General features: G+C 63.7%; 17 protein-coding genes. 15 read left to right on the forward strand and 2 right to left on the reverse strand.

All coding sequences use genetic code 11. The features are described from left to right. Nucleotides 1–30: 30 nt before the first annotated feature. The 15 genes from ACKI1H_RS21370 (at nt 31) to nuoN (ending at nt 17,618) form a co-directional block, all read left to right on the forward strand. The gene (locus ACKI1H_RS21370; RefSeq protein ID WP_138526512.1) at nt 31–1,626 is read left to right on the forward strand and encodes an isocitrate lyase; all 1,596 of its coding nucleotides are present in this window, start codon (nt 31–33) and stop codon (nt 1,624–1,626) included. Nucleotides 1,627–1,812: 186 nt separating this feature from the next. Next, complete coding sequence (locus ACKI1H_RS21375; protein WP_440468898.1) at nt 1,813–2,304, forward strand: DUF4442 domain-containing protein; 492 nt, start codon at nt 1,813–1,815, stop codon at nt 2,302–2,304. Between the two features lie 441 nt (nt 2,305–2,745). Further along, a complete protein-coding gene (locus ACKI1H_RS21380) occupies nt 2,746–3,159 on the forward strand; it encodes an NADH-quinone oxidoreductase subunit A (protein WP_017517108.1) in 414 nt (137 codons plus the stop codon). A 10-nt stretch (nt 3,160–3,169) separates the two neighbouring features. Next, nucleotides 3,170–3,847: a NuoB/complex I 20 kDa subunit family protein gene (locus ACKI1H_RS21385; RefSeq protein WP_045214755.1), complete on the forward strand. Its 678-nt coding sequence runs from the start codon at nt 3,170–3,172 to the stop codon at nt 3,845–3,847. Nucleotides 3,848–3,906: 59 nt separating this feature from the next. Then, nucleotides 3,907–5,688: an NADH-quinone oxidoreductase subunit C/D gene (gene nuoC / locus ACKI1H_RS21390; protein ID WP_045214752.1), complete on the forward strand. Its 1,782-nt coding sequence runs from the start codon at nt 3,907–3,909 to the stop codon at nt 5,686–5,688. Continuing rightward, nucleotides 5,685–6,185, forward strand: a complete 501-nt coding sequence (gene nuoE, locus ACKI1H_RS21395; protein ID WP_169887231.1) for an NADH-quinone oxidoreductase subunit NuoE — start codon at nt 5,685–5,687, stop codon at nt 6,183–6,185. Before nuoC ends, nuoE begins: the two co-directional genes overlap by 4 nt. Next, on the forward strand, nt 6,182–7,531 hold the full coding sequence (nuoF, locus tag ACKI1H_RS21400) for an NADH-quinone oxidoreductase subunit NuoF (protein WP_081520490.1): 1,350 nt from the start codon (nt 6,182–6,184) through the stop codon (nt 7,529–7,531). The genes nuoE and nuoF overlap by 4 nt, the downstream gene beginning before the upstream one ends. A gap of 128 nt (nt 7,532–7,659) precedes the next feature. After that, nucleotides 7,660–10,374, forward strand: coding sequence for an NADH-quinone oxidoreductase subunit NuoG (nuoG, locus tag ACKI1H_RS21405; RefSeq protein WP_440466240.1), 2,715 nt, complete (start codon nt 7,660–7,662; stop codon nt 10,372–10,374). Then, nucleotides 10,371–11,360: an NADH-quinone oxidoreductase subunit NuoH gene (nuoH, locus tag ACKI1H_RS21410; protein WP_138526509.1), complete on the forward strand. Its 990-nt coding sequence runs from the start codon at nt 10,371–10,373 to the stop codon at nt 11,358–11,360. Before nuoG ends, nuoH begins: the two co-directional genes overlap by 4 nt. 11 nt (nt 11,361–11,371) lie before the next feature. After that, nucleotides 11,372–11,920, forward strand: coding sequence for an NADH-quinone oxidoreductase subunit NuoI (nuoI, locus tag ACKI1H_RS21415; protein WP_138526508.1), 549 nt, complete (start codon nt 11,372–11,374; stop codon nt 11,918–11,920). Nucleotides 11,921–11,931: 11 nt separating this feature from the next. Continuing rightward, entirely contained in the window at nt 11,932–12,432 is a 501-nt protein-coding gene (gene nuoJ / locus ACKI1H_RS21420) for an NADH-quinone oxidoreductase subunit J (protein ID WP_017517115.1), read from the forward strand. A gap of 4 nt (nt 12,433–12,436) precedes the next feature. Then, nucleotides 12,437–12,745, forward strand: coding sequence for an NADH-quinone oxidoreductase subunit NuoK (gene nuoK / locus ACKI1H_RS21425; RefSeq protein WP_017517116.1), 309 nt, complete (start codon nt 12,437–12,439; stop codon nt 12,743–12,745). Then, complete coding sequence (gene nuoL, locus ACKI1H_RS21430; RefSeq protein ID WP_054909447.1) at nt 12,742–14,589, forward strand: NADH-quinone oxidoreductase subunit L; 1,848 nt, start codon at nt 12,742–12,744, stop codon at nt 14,587–14,589. Before nuoK ends, nuoL begins: the two co-directional genes overlap by 4 nt. Before the next feature lie 28 nt (nt 14,590–14,617). Further along, entirely contained in the window at nt 14,618–16,147 is a 1,530-nt protein-coding gene (nuoM, locus tag ACKI1H_RS21435) for an NADH-quinone oxidoreductase subunit M (protein ID WP_138526506.1), read from the forward strand. A 7-nt stretch (nt 16,148–16,154) separates the two neighbouring features. After that, complete coding sequence (gene nuoN, locus ACKI1H_RS21440) at nt 16,155–17,618, forward strand: NADH-quinone oxidoreductase subunit NuoN (RefSeq protein ID WP_138526505.1); 1,464 nt, start codon at nt 16,155–16,157, stop codon at nt 17,616–17,618. 167 nt (nt 17,619–17,785) lie between these two features. Here nuoN and ACKI1H_RS21445 read toward each other — a convergent pair whose 3' ends face one another. Then, nucleotides 17,786–18,853 (reverse strand): AI-2E family transporter, encoded by a 1,068-nt coding sequence (locus ACKI1H_RS21445; RefSeq protein WP_440466241.1) that lies wholly within the window; start codon nt 18,851–18,853, stop codon nt 17,786–17,788. Between the two features lie 90 nt (nt 18,854–18,943). Further along, nucleotides 18,944–20,263 (reverse strand): Na+/H+ antiporter family protein, encoded by a 1,320-nt coding sequence (locus ACKI1H_RS21450; RefSeq protein WP_440466242.1) that lies wholly within the window; start codon nt 20,261–20,263, stop codon nt 18,944–18,946. Nucleotides 20,264–20,367 lie beyond the last annotated feature (104 nt).

Consider the following 20,367-nt stretch of genomic DNA (forward strand, 5'->3'; position numbering starts at 1 on the left):
CAACCAAACACATACTTTGAAGGATTGACCATGTCCGCTTATCAAAACGACATCAAAGCCGTTGCCGCTCTGAAAGAGAAAACCGGTAACAGCTGGAGCGCTATCAACCCCGAGTCGGTTGCCCGCATGCGCGCTCAGAACCGCTTCAAGACTGGTCTCGACATCGCCAAGTACACTGCGGCCATCATGCGCAAGGACATGGCCGAGTATGACGCCGACACCTCCGTCTACACCCAATCCCTGGGTTGCTGGCATGGCTTCATCGGTCAGCAGAAGCTGATCTCGATCAAGAAGCACCTGAAGACCACCAACAAGCGCTACCTCTACCTGTCCGGCTGGATGGTTGCCGCGCTGCGTTCCGACTTCGGCCCGCTGCCCGACCAATCCATGCACGAGAAAACCGCCGTTTCCGGCCTGATCGAAGAGCTGTACACCTTCCTGCGCCAGGCTGACGCCCGCGAACTGGACCTGCTCTTCACCGCCCTGGACAGCGCTCGCGCCGCCGGCGACAAAGTCAAGCAGGACGAAATCCAGGCCCAGATCGACGGCTACGAAACCCACGTAGTACCGATCATCGCCGACATCGACGCCGGCTTCGGCAACCCGGAAGCGACCTACCTGCTGGCCAAGAAAATGATCGAAGCCGGTGCCTGCTGCATCCAGATCGAGAACCAGGTTTCCGACGAGAAGCAGTGCGGCCACCAAGATGGCAAAGTGACCGTTCCGCACGAAGACTTCCTCGCCAAGATCAACGCCGTTCGCTACGCGTTCCTCGAGCTGGGTGTTGACGATGGCGTGATCGTTGCCCGCACCGACTCCCTGGGCGCCGGCCTGACCAAGCAAATCGCCGTGACCAAAGAGCCCGGCGACCTGGGCGACCAGTACAACTCCTTCCTGGATTGCGAAGAAGTCTCCGCTGCCGAACTGCAGAACGGCGACGTGGTGATCAACCGTGGCGGCAAGCTGCTGCGTCCCAAGCGCCTGGCTTCCAACCTGTTCCAGTTCCGCAAGGGCACCGGCGAAGACCGCTGCGTCCTGGACTGCATCACCTCGCTGCAGAACGGCGCCGACCTGCTGTGGATCGAAACCGAGAAGCCGCACGTTGGCCAGATCAAGGGCATGGTTGACCGCATCCGCGAAGTCATCCCGAACGCCAAGCTGGTTTACAACAACAGCCCGTCGTTCAACTGGACCCTGAACTTCCGTCAGCAGGTGTTCGATGCATTCGTCGCCGAAGGCAAGGATGTTTCCGCCTACGACCGCGCCAAGCTGATGAGCGTCGAGTACGACGAGACCGAACTGGCCCAGGTTGCTGACGAGAAGATCCGTACCTTCCAGCGCGATGGCTCTGCCCACGCCGGCATCTTCCACCACCTGATCACCCTGCCGACCTACCACACCGCCGCTCTGTCGACCGACAACCTGGCCAAAGGCTACTTCGCCGACCAGGGCATGCTGGCCTACGTGAAAGGCGTTCAGCGTCAGGAACTGCGTCAGGGCATCGCCTGCGTCAAGCACCAGAACATGGCTGGCTCGGACATCGGCGACAACCACAAAGAGTACTTCGCTGGCGAAGCCGCTCTGAAAGCCTCGGGTAAAGACAACACCATGAACCAGTTCCACTAAGAACTGGCTCACCAGCCCCTCGGGGCTGGCAGGCTCCACGAAACCCCGGCCTCGGCCGGGGTTTTGCTTTTTTGTGCTTGGCCGAACCGCCAGACGTCTTCTCCCCGCCCGCCAAGGGCAGGCTCGCCTCGACCTGCCAGCCTCGCGCTTCCTTTATATGAATGGAAACGCCCCTCCATGAAAGGCATGCCCAAGCGCAACCGCCTCGCACTCGCCGCCCATCTCATCCAGCGCCTCCCGCGCTGTCTTCACGAGCCGCTGCTCAGCCGACTGTTCTGCTCCCAGGTGCGCTTCGCCGGCACGGCTGGCGTACGCATCCAGAAGCTCCTCGACAGCGAAGTGCGCATGAGCCTGGCCAACCACCGCCGCGCCCGTAATCACATCGGCGGTGTTCACGCTGCTGCCATGGCGCTGCTGGCCGAATCCGCCAGCGGCTGCATCGTTGGCATGAACCTGCCGGATCACAAGCTGCCGCTGATCAAGACCCTCAAGGTGGACTACCTACGCCGGGCTAGCGGCAGCCTGCGCGCCATCGCCACGCTGACACCGGAACAGCGCCGCGCAATGCAGGAAGAAGATCGAGGCGAAGCACTGGTCCAGGTCACCCTTCTCGACGACTCCGGGGCCGAACCGGTGCGCTGCGAGATGCGCTGGGCATGGGTCCGGAAAGGAAATTGAACCACCCGCAAGCCTGGACGACCAACGAATTCACAGAGGAATAATCCGAAGTCGGATACCAGGCGAAATAAAAGCCCCGGCGCTTATATGTAGTAAAGTTACGGATATACGACACTGCAAATGATAATATTTATCATTTATAGAATGCCGATTTATTGCGGGCAAATACCTCGAAAGTACTATTCGACCAAAGCCGAAGTGCCGCCACACTAGGCATCCAGAGTCGCGCAAACAGGGCGCTACGGGAAATGCAAAAGCCTTTTGCCCGAAATAGAAGCATCTGTTTGTGTTGGAAAAATTTACTTGCTGAAGGCTTTGGGCATAAAATTGGAAAGATGACCTGAACCCTTAGCTCACTATCCTTGAGTTGTCGGGTTCGCAGTAGTCAGGCGTTGCGCCTGGAACCCAAGACAATCGTTATTTGTAGGAAGGAGTATCGGCATGCCCAATCCAGCTGAACTTGCAGCTCAACACTGGGGACTCGCCGCCTTCCTTTTAGGAGTGCTGGGCCTGCTCGCCTTCATGCTAGGGGTTTCCAGCCTGCTTGGCAGTAAGGCATTTGGTCGCAGCAAGAACGAACCGTTCGAATCGGGGATCGTTCCTACCGGCAGCGCCCGCCTGCGCCTGTCGGCAAAATTCTATCTGGTCGCGATGCTCTTCGTGATCTTCGACGTCGAAGCCCTCTTCCTTTTCGCCTGGTCAGTGTCCGTCCGTGAAAGCGGCTGGGCCGGTCTGATCGAGGCAACCATTTTCATAGCAATTCTGTTGGCAGGTCTTGTCTACCTGTGGCGTATCGGCGCGCTCGATTGGGCGCCGGCGGCACGTCGCGCACGGCAGGCGAAGCTAAAACAATGAGGCTTTGGCGATGCAATACAAACTTACCCGGATCGATCCGGATGCGCCCAACGATCAGTACCCGATCGGCGAACGCGAAACGGTAGAAGACCCGCTCATCGAAGGGCAGGTCCACAAGAACATCTTCATGGGCAAGCTCGAGGATGTTCTCAACGGTGCGGTGAACTGGGGTCGCAAGAACTCCCTGTGGCCGTACAACTTCGGGCTGTCCTGCTGCTACGTGGAGATGACCACGGCGTTCACCGCGCCACACGACATCGCCCGTTTCGGCGCCGAAGTGATCCGTGCATCGCCGCGCCAGGCTGACTTCATGGTCATCGCCGGCACCTGCTTCATCAAGATGGCCCCGGTCATCCAGCGCCTGTACGAGCAGATGCTGGAACCCAAGTGGGTGATCTCGATGGGGTCGTGCGCCAACTCCGGCGGCATGTACGACATCTACTCGGTCGTTCAGGGGGTCGACAAGTTCCTCCCCGTGGACGTGTACATCCCTGGCTGCCCGCCCCGTCCGGAGGCGTTCCTGCAAGGCCTGATGCTGCTGCAGGAATCCATCGGCCAGGAGCGTCGCCCGTTGTCCTGGGTTGTAGGCGATCAAGGCGTCTATCGCGCCGACATGCCTGCCCAGAAGGATCTCAAGCGCGAACAGCGCATTGCGGTCACCAACCTGCGCAGCCCCGACGAAGTGTGATCCGGCCCTCCACGAGAGGCCCGTTTTCACTCCACCGTTGACCGAGTGACTTAAAGACTATGAATGCAGACTCCGCTCTGTACATCCCGCCTTACAAGGCAGACGACCAAGACATCGTCGTCGAACTGAATTCCCGCTTTGGCGCCGAGACCTTCACCGTCCAGGCCACCCGCACCGGCATGCCGGTGCTCTGGGTTGCCCGTGAGCGCCTGATCGACGTCCTCACCTTCCTGCGCAATGTGCCCAAGCCGTATGTCATGCTCTATGACCTGCACGGTGTCGACGAGCGCCTGCGCACCCACCGTCGCGGCCTGCCGGGTGCCGACTTCAGCGTGTTCTACCACCTGATGTCGCTCGAGCGTAATAGTGACGTGATGATCAAGGTGGCCTTGTCCGAAGGCGACCTCAACGTACCCACCGCCACCCGTATCTGGCCGAACGCCAACTGGTACGAGCGCGAGGTCTGGGACATGTACGGGATCACCTTCAATGGTCACCCGCACCTGACCCGCATGCTGATGCCGCCGACCTGGGAAGGTCATCCGCTGCGCAAGGACTACCCGGCGCGCGCCACCGAGTTCGATCCCTACGCGCTGTCCGCCGCCAAGCAGGACCTCGAGCAGGAAGCCCTGCGCTTCAAGCCCGAAGACTGGGGCATGAAGCGCCACGGCGAGAACGAGGACTTCATGTTCCTCAACCTGGGCCCGAACCACCCTTCCGCGCACGGTGCGTTCCGCATCATCCTGCAGCTGGACGGTGAAGAGATCCTCGACTGCGTTCCGGAGATCGGCTACCACCATCGTGGCGCCGAGAAGATGGCCGAGCGCCAGTCCTGGCACAGCTTCATTCCCTACACCGACCGTATCGACTACCTCGGCGGCGTTATGAACAACCTGCCGTATGTGCTCTCGGTCGAGAAGCTCGCCGGCATCAAGGTGCCGCAGCGCGTCGACGTCATCCGCATCATGATGTCGGAGTTCTTCCGCATCCTGAACCACCTTCTGTACCTGGGTACCTACATCCAGGACGTGGGTGCGATGACCCCGGTGTTCTTCACCTTCACCGACCGTCAGCGCGCCTACAAGGTCGTCGAAGCCATCACCGGCTTCCGCCTGCACCCGGCCTGGTACCGCATCGGCGGCGTCGCCCACGACCTGCCGCGTGGCTGGGACAAGCTGGTTCGCGAATTCCTCGACTGGATGCCCAAGCGTCTGGACGAGTACGAAACCGCCGCCCTGAAGAACAGCATCCTGCGTGGCCGTACCATCGGCGTTGCCCAGTACAACACCAAGGAAGCGCTGGAGTGGGGCACCACCGGCGCCGGCCTGCGCGCCACCGGCTGCGACTTCGACCTGCGCAAGGCCCGCCCCTACTCCGGCTACGAGAACTTCGAGTTCGAAGTACCGCTGGCGGCCAACGGCGACGCCTACGACCGCTGCATGGTCAAGATGGGCGAGATGCGCCAGAGCCTGCGCATCATCGAGCAGTGCCTGAAGAATATGCCCGAGGGCCCGTACAAGGCGGATCACCCGCTGACCACGCCGCCGCCCAAAGAGCGCACGCTGCAGCACATCGAGACCCTGATCACCCACTTCCTGCAGGTTTCCTGGGGCCCGGTCATGCCGGCCAACGAAGCCTTCCAGATGGTGGAAGCGACCAAGGGCATCAACAGCTACTACCTGACGAGCGATGGCAGCACCATGAGCTACCGGACCCGCATCCGGACGCCCAGCTTCCCGCACCTGCAGCAGATTCCGTCGGTGATCAACGGCAGCATGATCGCTGACCTGATCGCCTATCTGGGCAGTATCGACTTCGTTATGGCCGACGTGGACCGCTGATCATGAGTACCCTTATCCAGACTGATCGTTTCGAACTCAGCGAAACCGAGCGCTCGGCCATCGAGCACGAAATGCATCACTACGAGGACTCCCGCGCGGCGTCCATCGAAGCCCTGAAGATCGTCCAGAAGCAGCGCGGCTGGGTGCCGGACGGCGCCATTCCGGCCATCGCCGACATCCTCGGCATCCCGGACAGCGACGTCGAAGGCGTGGCTACCTTCTATAGCCAGATCTTCCGCCAGCCGGTCGGCCGCCACATCATCCGCGTCTGCGACAGCATGGTCTGCTACATCGGCGGCCACGAGTCCGTGGTTGGCGAGATCCAGAAGCAGCTGGGCATCGGCCTCGGCCAGACTACTGCCGACGGCCGCTTCACCCTGCTGCCGGTGTGCTGCCTGGGCAACTGCGACAAGGCCCCGGCGATGATGATCGACGACGACACCTTCGGCGACCTGCGTCCCGACGGCGTCGCCAAACTGCTGGAGGCCTACGCATGAGTCGCCTCACCTCCTACGGCACGCCCAACCGCACCGCGCGCGCGGCCGAAACCCATCCGCTGACCTGGCGCCTGCGTGACGACGGCGCCCCGGTCTGGCTGGAGGAATACCAGTCGAAGAATGGCTATGCCGCCGCGCGCAAGGCGCTGGCGCAGATGGCCACCGACGACATCGTCCAGACCGTCAAGGACTCCGGCCTCAAGGGCCGCGGCGGTGCGGGCTTCCCCACCGGCGTGAAGTGGGGCCTGATGCCCAAGGACGAATCCCTCAACATCCGCTACCTGCTGTGCAACGCGGACGAGATGGAGCCCAACACCTGGAAGGACCGCATGCTCATGGAGCAGTTGCCGCACCTGCTGGTGGAAGGCATGCTGATCTCCGCGCGCGCCCTCAAGGCCTACCGCGGCTACATCTTCCTGCGCGGCGAGTACGTCGACGCGGCCCGTAACCTGAACCGCGCCATCGATGAAGCCAAGGCCGCCGGCCTGCTGGGCAAGAACATCCTCGGCAGCGGCTTCGATTTCGAGCTGTTCGTCCACACCGGCGCCGGTCGCTACATCTGTGGCGAAGAGACTGCACTGATCAACTCGCTGGAAGGCCGCCGCGCCAACCCGCGCTCCAAGCCGCCCTTCCCCGCCGCCGTTGGCGTGTGGGGCAAGCCGACCTGCGTGAACAACGTCGAGACCCTGTGCAACGTGCCGGCGATCGTCGAGCACGGCGTCGACTGGTACAAGGGCCTCGCCCGTCCGGGCAGCGAAGACATGGGCACCAAGCTCATGGGCTTCTCCGGCAAGGTGAAGAACCCCGGTATCTGGGAACTGCCCTTCGGCCTTCCGGCCCGCGAGCTGTTCGAGGACTACGCCGGCGGCATGCGCGACGGCTACAAGCTCAAGGCCTGGCAGCCGGGCGGCGCCGGCACCGGCTTCCTCCTGCCGGAGCACCTGGACGCGCTGTTCTACGCCGGCGGCGTCGCCAAGGTCGGCACCCGTATGGGCACCGGTCTGGCCATGGCAGTGGACGACAGCGTCAACATGGTTTCCCTGCTGCGCAACATGGAAGAGTTCTTCGCCCGCGAATCGTGCGGCTGGTGCACGCCGTGCCGTGACGGCCTGCCGTGGAGCGTGAAGGTACTGCGCGCGCTGGAAAAAGGCGAAGGCGCCCAGGGCGACCTGGAAACCCTCGAGCAGCTTGTCAACTTCCTCGGCCCAGGCAAGACCTTCTGTGCCCACGCACCGGGTGCCGTCGAGCCGCTGGGCAGCGCACTGAAGTATTTCCGTCCCGAGTTCGAAGCGGGCATTTCCCGCCAGGCTCAGGCCGTACAAGCACCGCAGACTGTCGGCGCTTGATGCTTTGATCGCCGGGCACTGCGCCCGGCGTTGTTTCGTTGCAGTGCCGCGGCGTGCCGCCGGCCCGATGAAACCGTGATTTCTATTAGCCACGCCCGCTGACAACGGGCCAACGAAGACTTAGACCCATGGCCACGATCCACGTAGACGGCAAGACGTTAGAAGTCGACGGAGCGGACAACCTGTTGCAGGCCTGTCTCTCCCTCGGTCTCGACATCCCCTACTTCTGCTGGCACCCGGCGCTCGGAAGCGTCGGCGCATGCCGCCAGTGCGCGGTCAAGCAGTACACCGACGAGAACGACAAACGCGGTCGTCTCGTCATGTCCTGCATGACTCCCGCCACCGACAACACCTGGATTTCCATCGAGGACGAAGAGGCCAAGCAGTTCCGCGCCAGCGTCGTCGAATGGCTGATGACCAACCACCCGCACGACTGCCCGGTCTGCGAGGAAGGCGGTCACTGCCACCTGCAGGACATGACGGTGATGACCGGCCACAACCAGCGCCGGTACCGCTTCACCAAGCGCACCCACCAGAACCAGGAGCTCGGCCCGTTCATCGCCCACGAGATGAACCGCTGCATCGCCTGCTACCGTTGCGTCCGTTACTACAAGGACTATGCCGGCGGCACCGACCTGGGCGTCTACGGCGCGCACGACAACGTCTACTTCGGCCGTATCGAGGACGGTGTACTGGAGAGCGAATTCTCCGGCAACCTGACCGAGGTCTGCCCGACCGGCGTGTTCACCGACAAGACCCACTCCGAGCGCTACAACCGCAAGTGGGACATGCAGTTCGCCCCGAGCATCTGCCATGGCTGCTCCAGCGGCTGCAATATCAGCCCCGGTGAGCGTTACGGTGAAATCCGCCGCATCGAGAACCGCTACAACGGCTCGGTGAACCACTACTTCCTCTGCGACCGCGGCCGCTTCGGCTACGGCTACGTCAACCGCGAAGACCGCCCGCGCCAACCGCAGCTGATGCTGAGCAAGCAGAAGCTCTCGCTGGATGGCGCCCTCGACCAGACCGCTGCCCTGCTCAAGGGCCGCAAGGTCATCGGTATCGGTTCGCCGCGTGCCAGCCTGGAAAGCAACTACGCCCTGGCCGAACTGGTCGGCGCGCAGCACTTCTACAGCGGCATCTCCGCTGACGAGCTGCAACGCCTTCAACTGGTGCTGAAAGTGATGCAGGACGGCCCGCTGCCGGTGCCGACCATCCGCGACATCGAAGACCACGACGCAGTGTTCGTGCTCGGCGAAGACCTGACCCAGACCGCTGCCCGTATCGCCCTGGCCCTGCGCCAGTCGGTGAAAGGCAAGGGCGAGGACATGGCCGCCGCGATGAAGATCCAGCCGTGGCTCGACGCCGCAGTGAAGACCATCGCCCAGCACGAGATGAACCCGCTGTTCATCGCCAGCCTGGATGAAACCCGCCTGGACGACGTGGCCGCCGAGTGCGTGCACGCCGCCACCGAAGACCTGGCCCGCCTGGGCTTCGCTGTGGCCCACGCCATCGACCCGAGCGCTCCGGCCGTCGTCGGCCTCGACACCGAAGCCGCCGCCCTGGCCCAGCGCATCGCCGATGCCCTAGTTGCCGCCAAGCGTCCGCTGGTGGTTTCCGGCACCTCGCTGGGCAGCAACGCCCTGATCGAAGCCGCCGCCAACATCGCCAGCGCACTGAAGAACCGCGAGAAGAACGGCTCCCTGAGCCTGGTGGTTCCGGAAGCCAACAGCCTGGGCCTCGCCCTCTTCGGCGGTGACTCCATCGAAGCCGCTCTCGAGCAGCTGACCTCCGGCGCCGCCGATGCCGTGGTGATCCTGGAGAACGACCTGTACCGCCGCGCCGACGCTGCCGCTGTCGATGCTGCACTGGCCACCGCGAAGATCGTCGTCGTCGCCGACCACCAGCAGACCGCCACCAGCGCCAAGGCCACCGTCCTGCTGCCGGCCGCCAGCTTCGCCGAAGGCGATGGCACCCTGGTCAGCCAGGAAGGCCGCGCCCAGCGCTTCTTCCAGGTCTACGACCCGACCTACTACAACGCCGACAACCTGGTCCGCGAAGGCTGGCGCTGGCTGCACGCGCTGCACAGCACCCTGGAAGGCAAGCGTGTCGACTGGACCCAGCTGGACCACGTGATCGACGCCGTCGTCGCTGCCAAGCCGCAACTGGCTGGCATCCGCGAAGCCGCGCCGAACGCCGCGTTCCGCATCAAGGGCCTGAAGCTGGCGCGCGAGCCGCACCGCTACTCCGGCCGTACCTCGATGCGCGCCAACATCAACGTGAGCGAGCCGCGCCAACCGCAGGACATCGACTCCGCGTTCGCCTTCTCCATGGAAGGTTACGCCGGCAGCACCGAACCGCGTCAGCAGATTCCGTTCGCCTGGTCCCCAGGCTGGAACTCACCGCAGGCCTGGAACAAGTTCCAGGACGAAGTGGGTGGTCATCTGCGCGCCGGCGATCCGGGCGTGCGCCTGATCGAGGCCAAGGGCGAAGCCCTGTGGTTCAGCGAGATTCCCGCACCGTTCCACACCGCCGCCAGCCAGTTCAAGGTGGTGCCCTTCTATCACCTGTTCGGCAGCGAGGAGAACTCCTCGAAAGCCGCCCCTGTACAGGAGCGCATCCCGCAGACCTACGTCACCCTGGCCAAGGCCGAGGCTGACCGTCTGGGCGTCAACGAAGGCGCGATCATCCGCCTGACCGTCAAGGGCCAGGAACTGCGTCTGCCGCTGCGTGTGAGCGAAGAGCTGGGCGCTGGCCTGGTCGCCCTGCCGATCGGTCTGCAAGGCATTCCCGCCGGTGTCATCGGCGCCGTCGCTGAAGGTCTGCAGGAGGCTGCGCAATGAGCTGGCTGACACCCGCCATCGTCGACATCCTGATCGAGGTCATCAAGGCCATCGTCATCCTGCTCGCCGTGGTCGTCTGCGGCGCGCTGCTCAGCTGGGTCGAGCGTCGTCTGCTCGGCCTCTGGCAGGACCGCTACGGTCCGAACCGGGTCGGCCCCTTCGGTGCCTTCCAGCTTGGCGCCGACATGCTGAAGATGTTCTTCAAGGAAGACTGGACCCCGCCGTTCGCCGACAAGATGATCTTCACCCTCGCGCCCATGATCGCCATGGGTGCGCTGCTGGTGGCCTTCGCAGTCATCCCGATCACCCCGACCTGGGGCGTCGCGGACCTGAACATCGGCATCCTGTTCTTCTTCGCCATGGCCGGCCTGACCGTTTACGCGGTGCTGTTCGCCGGCTGGTCGAGCAATAACAAGTTCGCCCTCCTCGGCAGCCTGCGCGCCTCGGCCCAGACCATCTCCTACGAGGTGTTCCTGGCCCTGTCGCTGATGGGCATCGTCGCCCAGGTCGGCTCGTTCAGCCTGCGCGACATCGTCGATTACCAGGCCGAGCACATGTGGTTCATCATCCCCCAGTTCTTCGGCTTCATGACCTTCTTCGTCGCCGGCGTCGCCGTGACCCACCGTCACCCGTTCGACCAGCCCGAAGCCGAGCAGGAACTGGCCGACGGTTACCACATCGAGTACGCCGGCATGAAATGGGGCATGTTCTTCGTCGGCGAGTACATCGGCATCGTGCTGGTGTCCGCGCTGCTGGCGACCCTGTTCTTCGGCGGCTGGCACGGTCCCTTCGGCATCCTGCCGCAGATCCCGTTCTTCTGGTTCGCCCTGAAAACCGGCTTCTTCATCATGATGTTCATTCTGCTGCGGGCTTCTATCCCACGCCCGCGCTATGACCAGGTGATGGCCTTCAGCTGGAAGTTCTGCCTCCCGCTGACCCTGATCAACCTGCTGGTGACCGGCGCTGTCGTGCTGGCGACCCAGTAAGGAGTACGACCATGATCAAGTACATTTTCGACGTGGTGCACGGCACCTACACCCAGCTGCGCAGCCTGGTGATGATCTTCGGTCACGCCTTCCGCAAGCGTGACACCCTGCAGTATCCGGAAGAGCCCGTGTACCTGCCGCCGCGCTACCGTGGCCGCATCGTGCTCACTCGCGACCCCGACGGTGAGGAGCGCTGCGTTGCGTGCAACCTGTGCGCCGTGGCCTGCCCGGTCGGCTGCATCTCCCTGCAGAAGGCCGAGATGGACGATGGCCGTTGGTACCCCGAATTCTTCCGCATCAACTTCTCTCGCTGCATCTTCTGCGGCCTGTGCGAAGAAGCCTGCCCGACCACCGCGATCCAGCTGACACCGGATTTCGAGATGGGCGAGTTCAAGCGCCAGGACCTGGTCTACGAGAAGGAAGACCTGCTGATCTCCGGCCCCGGCAAGAACCCGGACTACAACTTCTACCGCGTTGCCGGCATGGCCATCGCCGGCAAGCCGAAAGGCGCCGCGCAGAACGAGGCCGAACCGATCAACGTCAAGAGCCTGCTGCCGTAAGGAGACGTCGCGTGGAATTCGCTTTCTACTTCGCCGCCGGCGTCGCCGTGCTGGCAACCTTCCGGGTCATCACCAACAGCAACCCGGTGCATGCCCTGCTCTACCTCATCATTTCGCTGCTGGCGGTATCGATGACCTTCTTCAGCCTCGGCGCCCCGTTCGCCGGTGCCCTGGAGATCATCGTCTACGCCGGCGCGATCATGGTGCTGTTCGTGTTCGTGGTCATGATGCTCAACCTCGGTCCGGCGATTGCCGAGCAGGAGCGCAAGTGGCTCAAGCCCGGTGTCTGGATTGGCCCCGGCGCCCTGGCTGCCGTGCTGCTCGTCGAGTTGCTGTGGATGCTCTCGCGCACCCCGAGCGGTATCGGCATCGGCCACACCACCGTGGACGCCAAGGCCGTGGGCATCAGCCTGTTCGGCCCGTACCTGCTGGTCGTCGAACTGGCCTCGATGCTGCTGCTGGCGGCACTGGTCGCCGCCTACCACCTCGGCCGCCACGAAGCGAAGGACTAACACCATGAATGCAATCCCTCTCGAACACGGACTGGCACTCGCCGGTGTGCTGTTCTGCTTCGGCCTGGTGGGCCTGATGGTACGACGCAACATCCTGTTCGTACTGATGAGCCTGGAAGTGATGATGAACGCCGCCGCCCTGGCCTTCGTGGTCGGTGGCGCCCGCTGGGGCCAGCCTGACGGCCAGGTGATGTTCATCCTGGTGCTCAGCCTGGCTGCGGCCGAGGCCAGCATTGGCCTGGCGATCCTGCTCCAGCTGTATCGCCGCTTCCATACCCTCGATATCGACGCTGCCAGCGAGATGCGCGGATGAACCTGCTGCCCCTTACTTTCCTGTTCCCCCTGGTCGGCTTCCTGCTGCTCTCGTTCTCGCGCGGCAAGTGGTCGGAAAATCTCTCGGCACTGGTCGGTGTCGGCTCCGTGGGCCTGGCGGCCCTCTCCGCCTTCTGGGCGATCTGGAGCTTCCACAGCAACCCGCCCGAAGGTGGCGCCTACAGCCTGGTGCTGTGGCAATGGATGAGCGTTGGCGACTTCAAGACCAACTTCACCCTGTACCTGGACGGCCTCTCGGTCACCATGCTCGGCGTGGTCACCGGCGTCGGCTTCCTGATCCACCTGTTCGCCTCCTGGTACATGCGCGGTGAAACTGGCTATTCGCGGTTCTTCGCGTACACCAACCTGTTCATCGCCAGCATGCTGTTCCTGGTACTGGGCGATAACCTGCTGTTCATGTACTTCGGCTGGGAAGGCGTGGGCCTCTGCTCCTACCTGCTGATCGGTTTCTATTACAACCACGTACCGAACGGCAACGCAGCGCTGAAGGCCTTCATCGTGACCCGCGTGGGTGACGTGTTCTTCGCCATCGGCATGTTCATCCTGTTCCAGCACCTGGGCACGCTGAACATCCAGGAGCTGCTGGTCCTGGCTCCGCAGCACTTTGCCAAGGGCGACCTGTGGATCAACCTGGCCACCCTGATGCTGCTCGGCGGCGCCGTCGGCAAATCCGCTCAGCTGCCGCTGCAGACCTGGCTGGCCGACGCGATGGCCGGTCCGACTCCGGTCTCCGCGCTGATCCACGCCGCCACCATGGTGACCGCGGGCGTCTACCTGATCGCCCGCTGCCACGGTCTGTTCGAGCTGGCTCCGAACGTTCTGGAGCTGGTTGGCATCATCGGCGCCGTGACCCTGGTGCTGGCGGGCTTCGCCGCCCTGGTGCAGACCGACATCAAGCGTATCCTCGCCTACTCGACCATGAGCCAGATCGGCTACATGTTCCTGGCCCTGGGCGTTGGCGCCTGGGGTGGCGCGATCTTCCACCTGATGACCCACGCCTTCTTCAAGGCCCTGCTGTTCCTTGCTTCGGGTGCGGTGATCGTCGCCTGCCACCACGAGCAGAACATCTTCAAGATGGGTGGCCTGTGGAAGAAGCTGCCGCTGGCCTACGCCAGCTTCGTGGTCGGTGGCGCGGCGCTGTCTGCCCTGCCCTTCCTGACCGCCGGCTTCTACTCCAAGGACGAGATCCTCTGGGAAGCCTTTGCCAGCGGTCACCAGAACCTGCTGATCGCCGGTCTGGTTGGCGCGTTCATGACGTCGCTGTACACCTTCCGCCTGATCTTCATCGCCTTCCACGGCGAAGCGAAGACCGAAGCGCACGCCGGCCATGGCATCAGCCACTGGCTGCCGCTGGGTGTCCTGATCGTGCTCTCCACCTTCATCGGCGCGTTGATCACTCCGCCGCTGGCCGGCGTCCTGCCGGAAAGCGCCGGTCACGCCGGGGGTGAAGCCAAGCACAGCCTGGAAATCGCCTCGGGCGCCATCGCCATCGCCGGTATCCTGCTGGCGGGCCTGCTGTTCCTCGGCAAGCGCCGCTTCGTCAGCGCCGTCGCCCAGAGCGCACCGGGCCGCTTCTTCGGCACCTGGTGGTACCACGCCTGGGGCTTCGACTGGCTGTACGACAAGCTGTTCGTGAAACCCTACCTGCTGATCTGCCGCCTGCTGGCCGCGGACCCGATCGACAAGACCCTGGTCCTGGTCCCGCTCACCGCCCGCGGTGGCAACAAACTCCTCAGCCTCACCGAGAACGGCCGCCTGCGTTGGTACGCCGCTTCCCTGGTGGGTGGCGCCGCGCTGCTCCTCGGCGCGCTGCTGCTGGCTTAATGAATTCACGAAAGAGATTGAGCCCGACATGATTCTGCCCTGGCTAATCCTGATCCCCTTCATCGGCGGCTTCCTTTGCTGGATCGCCGAGTACACCAGCAAGACCCTGCCCCGCTGGGTCGCCCTGGGATCGATGGTCCTCACCCTGGCCCTGAGCCTGTGGGTGTGGCACACCGGCGACTTCCAGCTAGCCCCGGCGCCGGGTGGCGAGCCGCAGTGGACCCTGCAGTTCCAGGTACCCTGGATCGAGCGTTTCGGCATCAGCGTGCACCTGGCAATGGACGGCCTGTCCCTGCTGATGGTCGCGCTGACCGGCCTGCTCGGCGTGCTGTCCGTCCTCTGCTCGTGGAACGAGATCCAGCGCCGCATCGGCTTCTTCCACCTGAACCTGCTGTGGATCCTGGGCGGCGTGATCGGCGTGTTCCTCGCCGTCGACCTGTTCCTGTTCTTCTTCTTCTGGGAAATGATGCTGGTGCCGATGTACTTCCTCATCGCGCTCTGGGGTCATAGCTCGGACGATGGCAAGAAGACCCGCATCTACGCCGCCACCAAGTTCTTCATCTTCACCCAGGCCAGCGGCCTGGTGATGCTGGTGGCGATCCTGGGCCTGGTGTTCGTGCACTACAACAGCACCGGCGTGTTGACCTTCAACTACGCCGACCTGCTGAAGACCCAGCTGCCGCCGCACACCGAGTGGATCCTGATGCTCGGCTTCTTCGTCGCCTTCGCGGTGAAGATGCCGGTAGTGCCGGTGCACTCCTGGCTGCCCGACGCCCACGCCCAGGCGCCGACTGCCGGCTCCGTGGACCTGGCCGGCATCCTGCTGAAGACCGCGGCCTACGGCCTGATCCGCTTTGCCCTGCCGCTGTTCCCCAACGCCTCGGCCGAGTTCGCCCCGATCGCCATGACCCTGGGTCTGATCGGCATCTTCTACGGCGCCTTCCTGTCGTTCGCACAGACCGACATCAAGCGCCTGGTGGCCTACTCCTCGGTGTCGCACATGGGCTTCGTGATGATCGGCATCTACTCCGGCAGCCCGCAGGCGCTGCAGGGTGTAGTGGTGCAAATGATCGCCCACGGCCTCTCCGCCGCCGCGCTGTTCATCCTGTGTGGCCAGCTGTACGAGCGCCTGCACACCCGTGACATGCGCAAGATGGGCGGCCTGTGGTCGCGCATCCCGTACCTGCCGGCCGTGGCCCTGTTCTTCGCCACCGCGTCGTTGGGCCTGCCGGGCACCGGCAACTTCGTCGGCGAATTCCTGATCCTGCTGGGCAGCTTCAAGGTCGTTCCGGTGATCACCGTGATCGCCACCTTCGGCCTGGTGTTCGGCTCGGTCTACTCGCTGATCATGATCCACCGCGCATACTTCGGCCCGGCCAAGTCCGACACCGCCATCGCCGGCCTGAACGCCCGCGAGCTCTCCATGGTGCTCGGCCTGGCGGTGCTGCTGATCGTGCTCGGCGTCTACCCGCAGCCGGTCCTCGACACCTCCGCGGCAACCATGCACGGCGTCCAGCAATGGCTGGGTTCCGCCCTCTCCACTCTGGCAGCACGGTAAGCGCGAAATGACCTTCACGATTCAACACTTCATCGCGCTCCTGCCACTGCTCATCACCAGCGCCACCCTGGTGGTGGTGATGCTCGCGGTAGCCTGGAAGCGTAACCACTCGATGACCGCCACCCTCTCGGTGATCGGTCTGAACCTGGCCCTGCTGTCGATCATCCCGGTGCTGAAAGTCACCCCGATCGAAGTCACCCCGCTCATGGTGGTCGACAACTTCGCCTGCTTCTACATGGCCCTGATCCTGATCGGCGCCCTGGCCTGCACCACCCTCGCCCACGCCTACATGGAAAGCTTCCCGGGCAACCGCGAGGAGTTGTACCTGCTCCTGCTGCTGTCCACCGCGGGCGGCCTGGTACTGGTCAGCGCGCAGAACCTGGCCGGCCTGTTCATTGGCCTGGAACTGCTGTCGGTGCCCGTCTACGGCATGGTGGCCTACGCCTTCTTCAACAAACGCACCCTGGAAGCGGGCATCAAGTACACCGTGCTGTCCGCCGCCGGCTCTGCTTTCCTGCTGTTCGGCATGGCCCTACTCTACGCCGAGTCCGGCAACCTGGGCTTCTCCGCCTTGGGCGCCTCGCTGGCAGAGGGCACCAGCCATGGCCCGCTGCTGGCCATTGGCGTCGGCATGATGGTCGTCGGTCTGGGCTTCAAGCTGTCCCTGGCACCGTTCCACCTGTGGACCCCGGATGTCTACGAAGGCGCCCCGGCCCCGGTTGCCACCTTCCTGGCCACTACCGCCAAGGTCGCCGTGTTCGCCGTGCTGCTGCGCCTGTTCCAGATCGCTCCGGCGGCCCTGAACAACGGCCTGCTGCATGACGCCATCGCGGTCATCGCCATCGCCTCGATCCTGATCGGCAACCTGCTGGCGCTGACCCAGAGCAACATCAAGCGCCTGCTGGGCTACTCGTCCATCGCCCACTTCGGCTACCTGCTGATCGCCCTGGTGGCGAGCAAGGGCCTGGCCGTGGAAGCAGTCGGCGTCTACCTGACCACCTACGTCGTTACCACCCTGGGCGCCTTCGGCGTGGTCACCCTGATGTCCACTCCGTACAGCGGTCGCGATGCCGACGCGCTGTTCGAGTACCGCGGCCTGTTCTGGCGCCGTCCGGTGCTGACCGCGGTAATGACCGTGATGATGCTGTCCCTGGCCGGCATCCCGCTGACCGCCGGCTTCATCGGCAAGTTCTACATCGTCGCCACCGGCGTCGAGTCGCAGCACTGGTGGCTGGTCGGCGCCCTGGTACTGGGCAGCGCCATCGGCCTGTTCTACTACCTGCGTGTCATGGTGACCATGTTCCTGGTCGAACCGAACATGAAGCGCCACGACGCTCCCCTGGACTGGGCCCAGCGCGCCGGCGGCATCATGCTGGTAGCCATCGCCCTGCTCGCCTTCTTCCTCGGCGTCTACCCGCAACCGCTGCTGGACATCCTCCAGCACAGCGGCCTGGTAGCCGTCGCCGGCTAAGGTCTACAGGCAACAAAAAACCCCGCTTCGGCGGGGTTTTTTGTTGGGCGGGAATCAGGAGATACCGGCTTTTCGTAGGATGGGTGGAGCGCAGCGATACCCATGCTGCTGGCGCACGTCATTGATGGGTATCGCTTCGCTCCACGCCATCCTACAAGGTTCGCGCCCTACTCTACCGGGTTGGGTGCTTCCTCTACTCGGCCGGTGAACAGGTCCCAGGATGCCATGAACAGCGCCGCGATCAGCGGGCCGATGACGAAGCCATTGAGGCCGAACAGCGACATGCCGCCGAGGGTGGAGATCAGCACTACATAGTCGGGCATCTTGGTGTCCTTGCCGACCAGGATCGGACGCAGGATGTTGTCCACCAGACCGATCACCACCACGCAGAACAGCGTCAGCACCACACCCTGCCAGATCGCCCCGGTGAGCAGGAAGTAAGCCGCCACCGGCACCCAGATCAGCCCCGCGCCGATGGCCGGCAGCAACGAGAGGAAGGCCATCAGCGTGCCCCAGAGCAACGAGCCCTGGATGCCGAGGAACCAGAAGATCAGGCCGCCCAACGCACCCTGAGTCGCGGCGACGGCGATGTTGCCCTTTACCGTGGCACGGATCACCGTGGTGAACTTGGCGAACAGATGCTGCTTGTGCTCCCCGCTCAGCGGCACCGCCTGCTTGATCCGCTTGCCCAGTGTCGGGCCATCACGCAGGAGGAAGAACAGCAGGTACAGCATGATGCCGAAGCTGATGACGAACTCGAAGGTGTTCTGGCCGATGCTGAAGGCCTTGGTGGCCACCAGTTGGCTGGCCTGCATCGCGCCCGCCGAAAGCTTTTCCTGCAGGCTGGACAGGTCCGCCAGGTCGAAGCGCTCCAGCAACTGGTGCGCCCAGCCTGGCAACGCGGCGACTGCCTGCTGGTAGTAGGTGATGAAGTTCAGCTCGCCCGACTTCAACCGCTGGTAGACGGTCGCGCCCTCTTGTACCAGCGCACCGGCAATGAAGGTCACCGGCAGGATCACGATCAGAAAGCAGACGGCGAGGGAAATCAGCGCAGCGAGGTTGTTGCGCCCGTTGAGTTTCACCCGCAGGCGGCGCTGCAACGGGGCAAAGATGATCGCCAGGATGGTGCCCCAGAAGACTGCCCCGTAGAACGGCAGCAGGATCCAGCCGAAGGCCAGTGTGACGACCAGCAGCAGGGCGAGGAACGTCCGGTATTCCAGTTTCGATTCGAACATGAGCGGGTCCGTGGGTGGGAAACCTGCTCATTAGTCAGCAGTTGGCCTGCCGAGTGCAACTTTCCGTGCGCGATGGCCCGTTACAGAGCCCTACAACACCATCGCTGCGACCCAGCCGAAGACCAGCAGCGGCAGGTTGTAGTGCAGGAAGGTCGGCACCACGGTGTCCCAGATGTGATTGTGCTGGCCGTCCACATTCAGGCCGGAGGTTGGGCCCAGGGTGGAATCCGAGGCCGGCGAACCCGCGTCACCCAACGCGCCTGCCGTGCCAACGATGCTGACAATGGCCAGTGGACTGAAGCCCAGGTGCACCGCCAGCGGCACGAAGATCGCCGCGATGATCGGTACCGTGGAGAAGGACGAGCCAATCCCCATGGTCACCAGCAGGCCCACCAGCAGCATCATGAAGGCGCCCAGCGCCTTGCTGCTGCCGATCCAACCGGCAGCGCTGTCCACCAGGCTGGAAACCTGTCCGGTAGCAGTCATCACTGCCGCAAAGCCCTGCGCAGCGATCATGATGAAGCCGATCATGGCCATCATCTTCATGCCTTCGGTGAACAGGTCGTCCGCTTCCTTCCAGCGCACCACGCCGGACAGCGAGAACACCAGGAAACCCACCAACGCACCGAGGATCATCGAATCCAGCAACAGTTGCACGGCAAAGGCCGCCGCAACCGCGACGCCGGCCACCAGCAGACTCATCTTGCTGTAGGGCGTGTCGACTCGCTCGGCCTGCTCGATACGCTCCAGATCGTACTCGCGCTTGCGCCGGTAGCTGAAGAGCACCGCGATCAGCAGGCCGCAAACCATGCCCAGCGCCGGGATCAGCATGGCTTGGGTGACGTTGATGCCGCTGACGTCCACGCCCGCGCGTTGCACGTTGGCCAGCAGGATCTGATTCAGGAAGATGTTGCCGAAGCCCACCGGCAGGAACATGTAGGGGGTGATCAGGCCGAAGGTGATGACGCAGGCGATCAGCCGACGGTCGATCTGCAGGCGCGTGAGCACATAGAGCAACGGTGGCACCAGCAGTGGGATGAACGCGATGTGGATCGGCAGGATGTTCTGCGAGGAGATCGCCACCACCAGCAGCAGGGCGACCATCATCCACTTGAAGCCATTGGAGCCGTTCGCCTCGTGCCGGCCAAGCATGGCCAGGGCACGGTCAGCGAGCGCGTGCGCCATTCCGGAGCGCGCGATGGCTACGGCGAAGGCACCCAGCATGGCGTAGGACAGCGCCACGGTCGCACCGGCACCCAGCCCGTCGTTGAATGCCTTGAGCGTACCGTCCATGCCCAGGCCGCCCAGCAAACCACCCGCTACTGCTCCGGCGATCAGTGCGACCACCACGTGCACGCGACACAGGCTCAGCACCAGCATCAGGCCAATGGCGATCAGCACCGCATTCATTTTCACCACTCCTCTCACGGATCGCCGCGCCAGCGCGCGGGCAAAAGGCGCGCACTCTGCCAAACCCCTGTCGGGCTGTCAAAACCCTTGTCGAATCAAGACGT

It is taken from the genome of Pseudomonas sp. YH-1 (assembly GCF_051990045.1).
GTDB classification, from domain to species: Bacteria; Pseudomonadota; Gammaproteobacteria; order Pseudomonadales; family Pseudomonadaceae; genus Pseudomonas; species Pseudomonas nicosulfuronedens.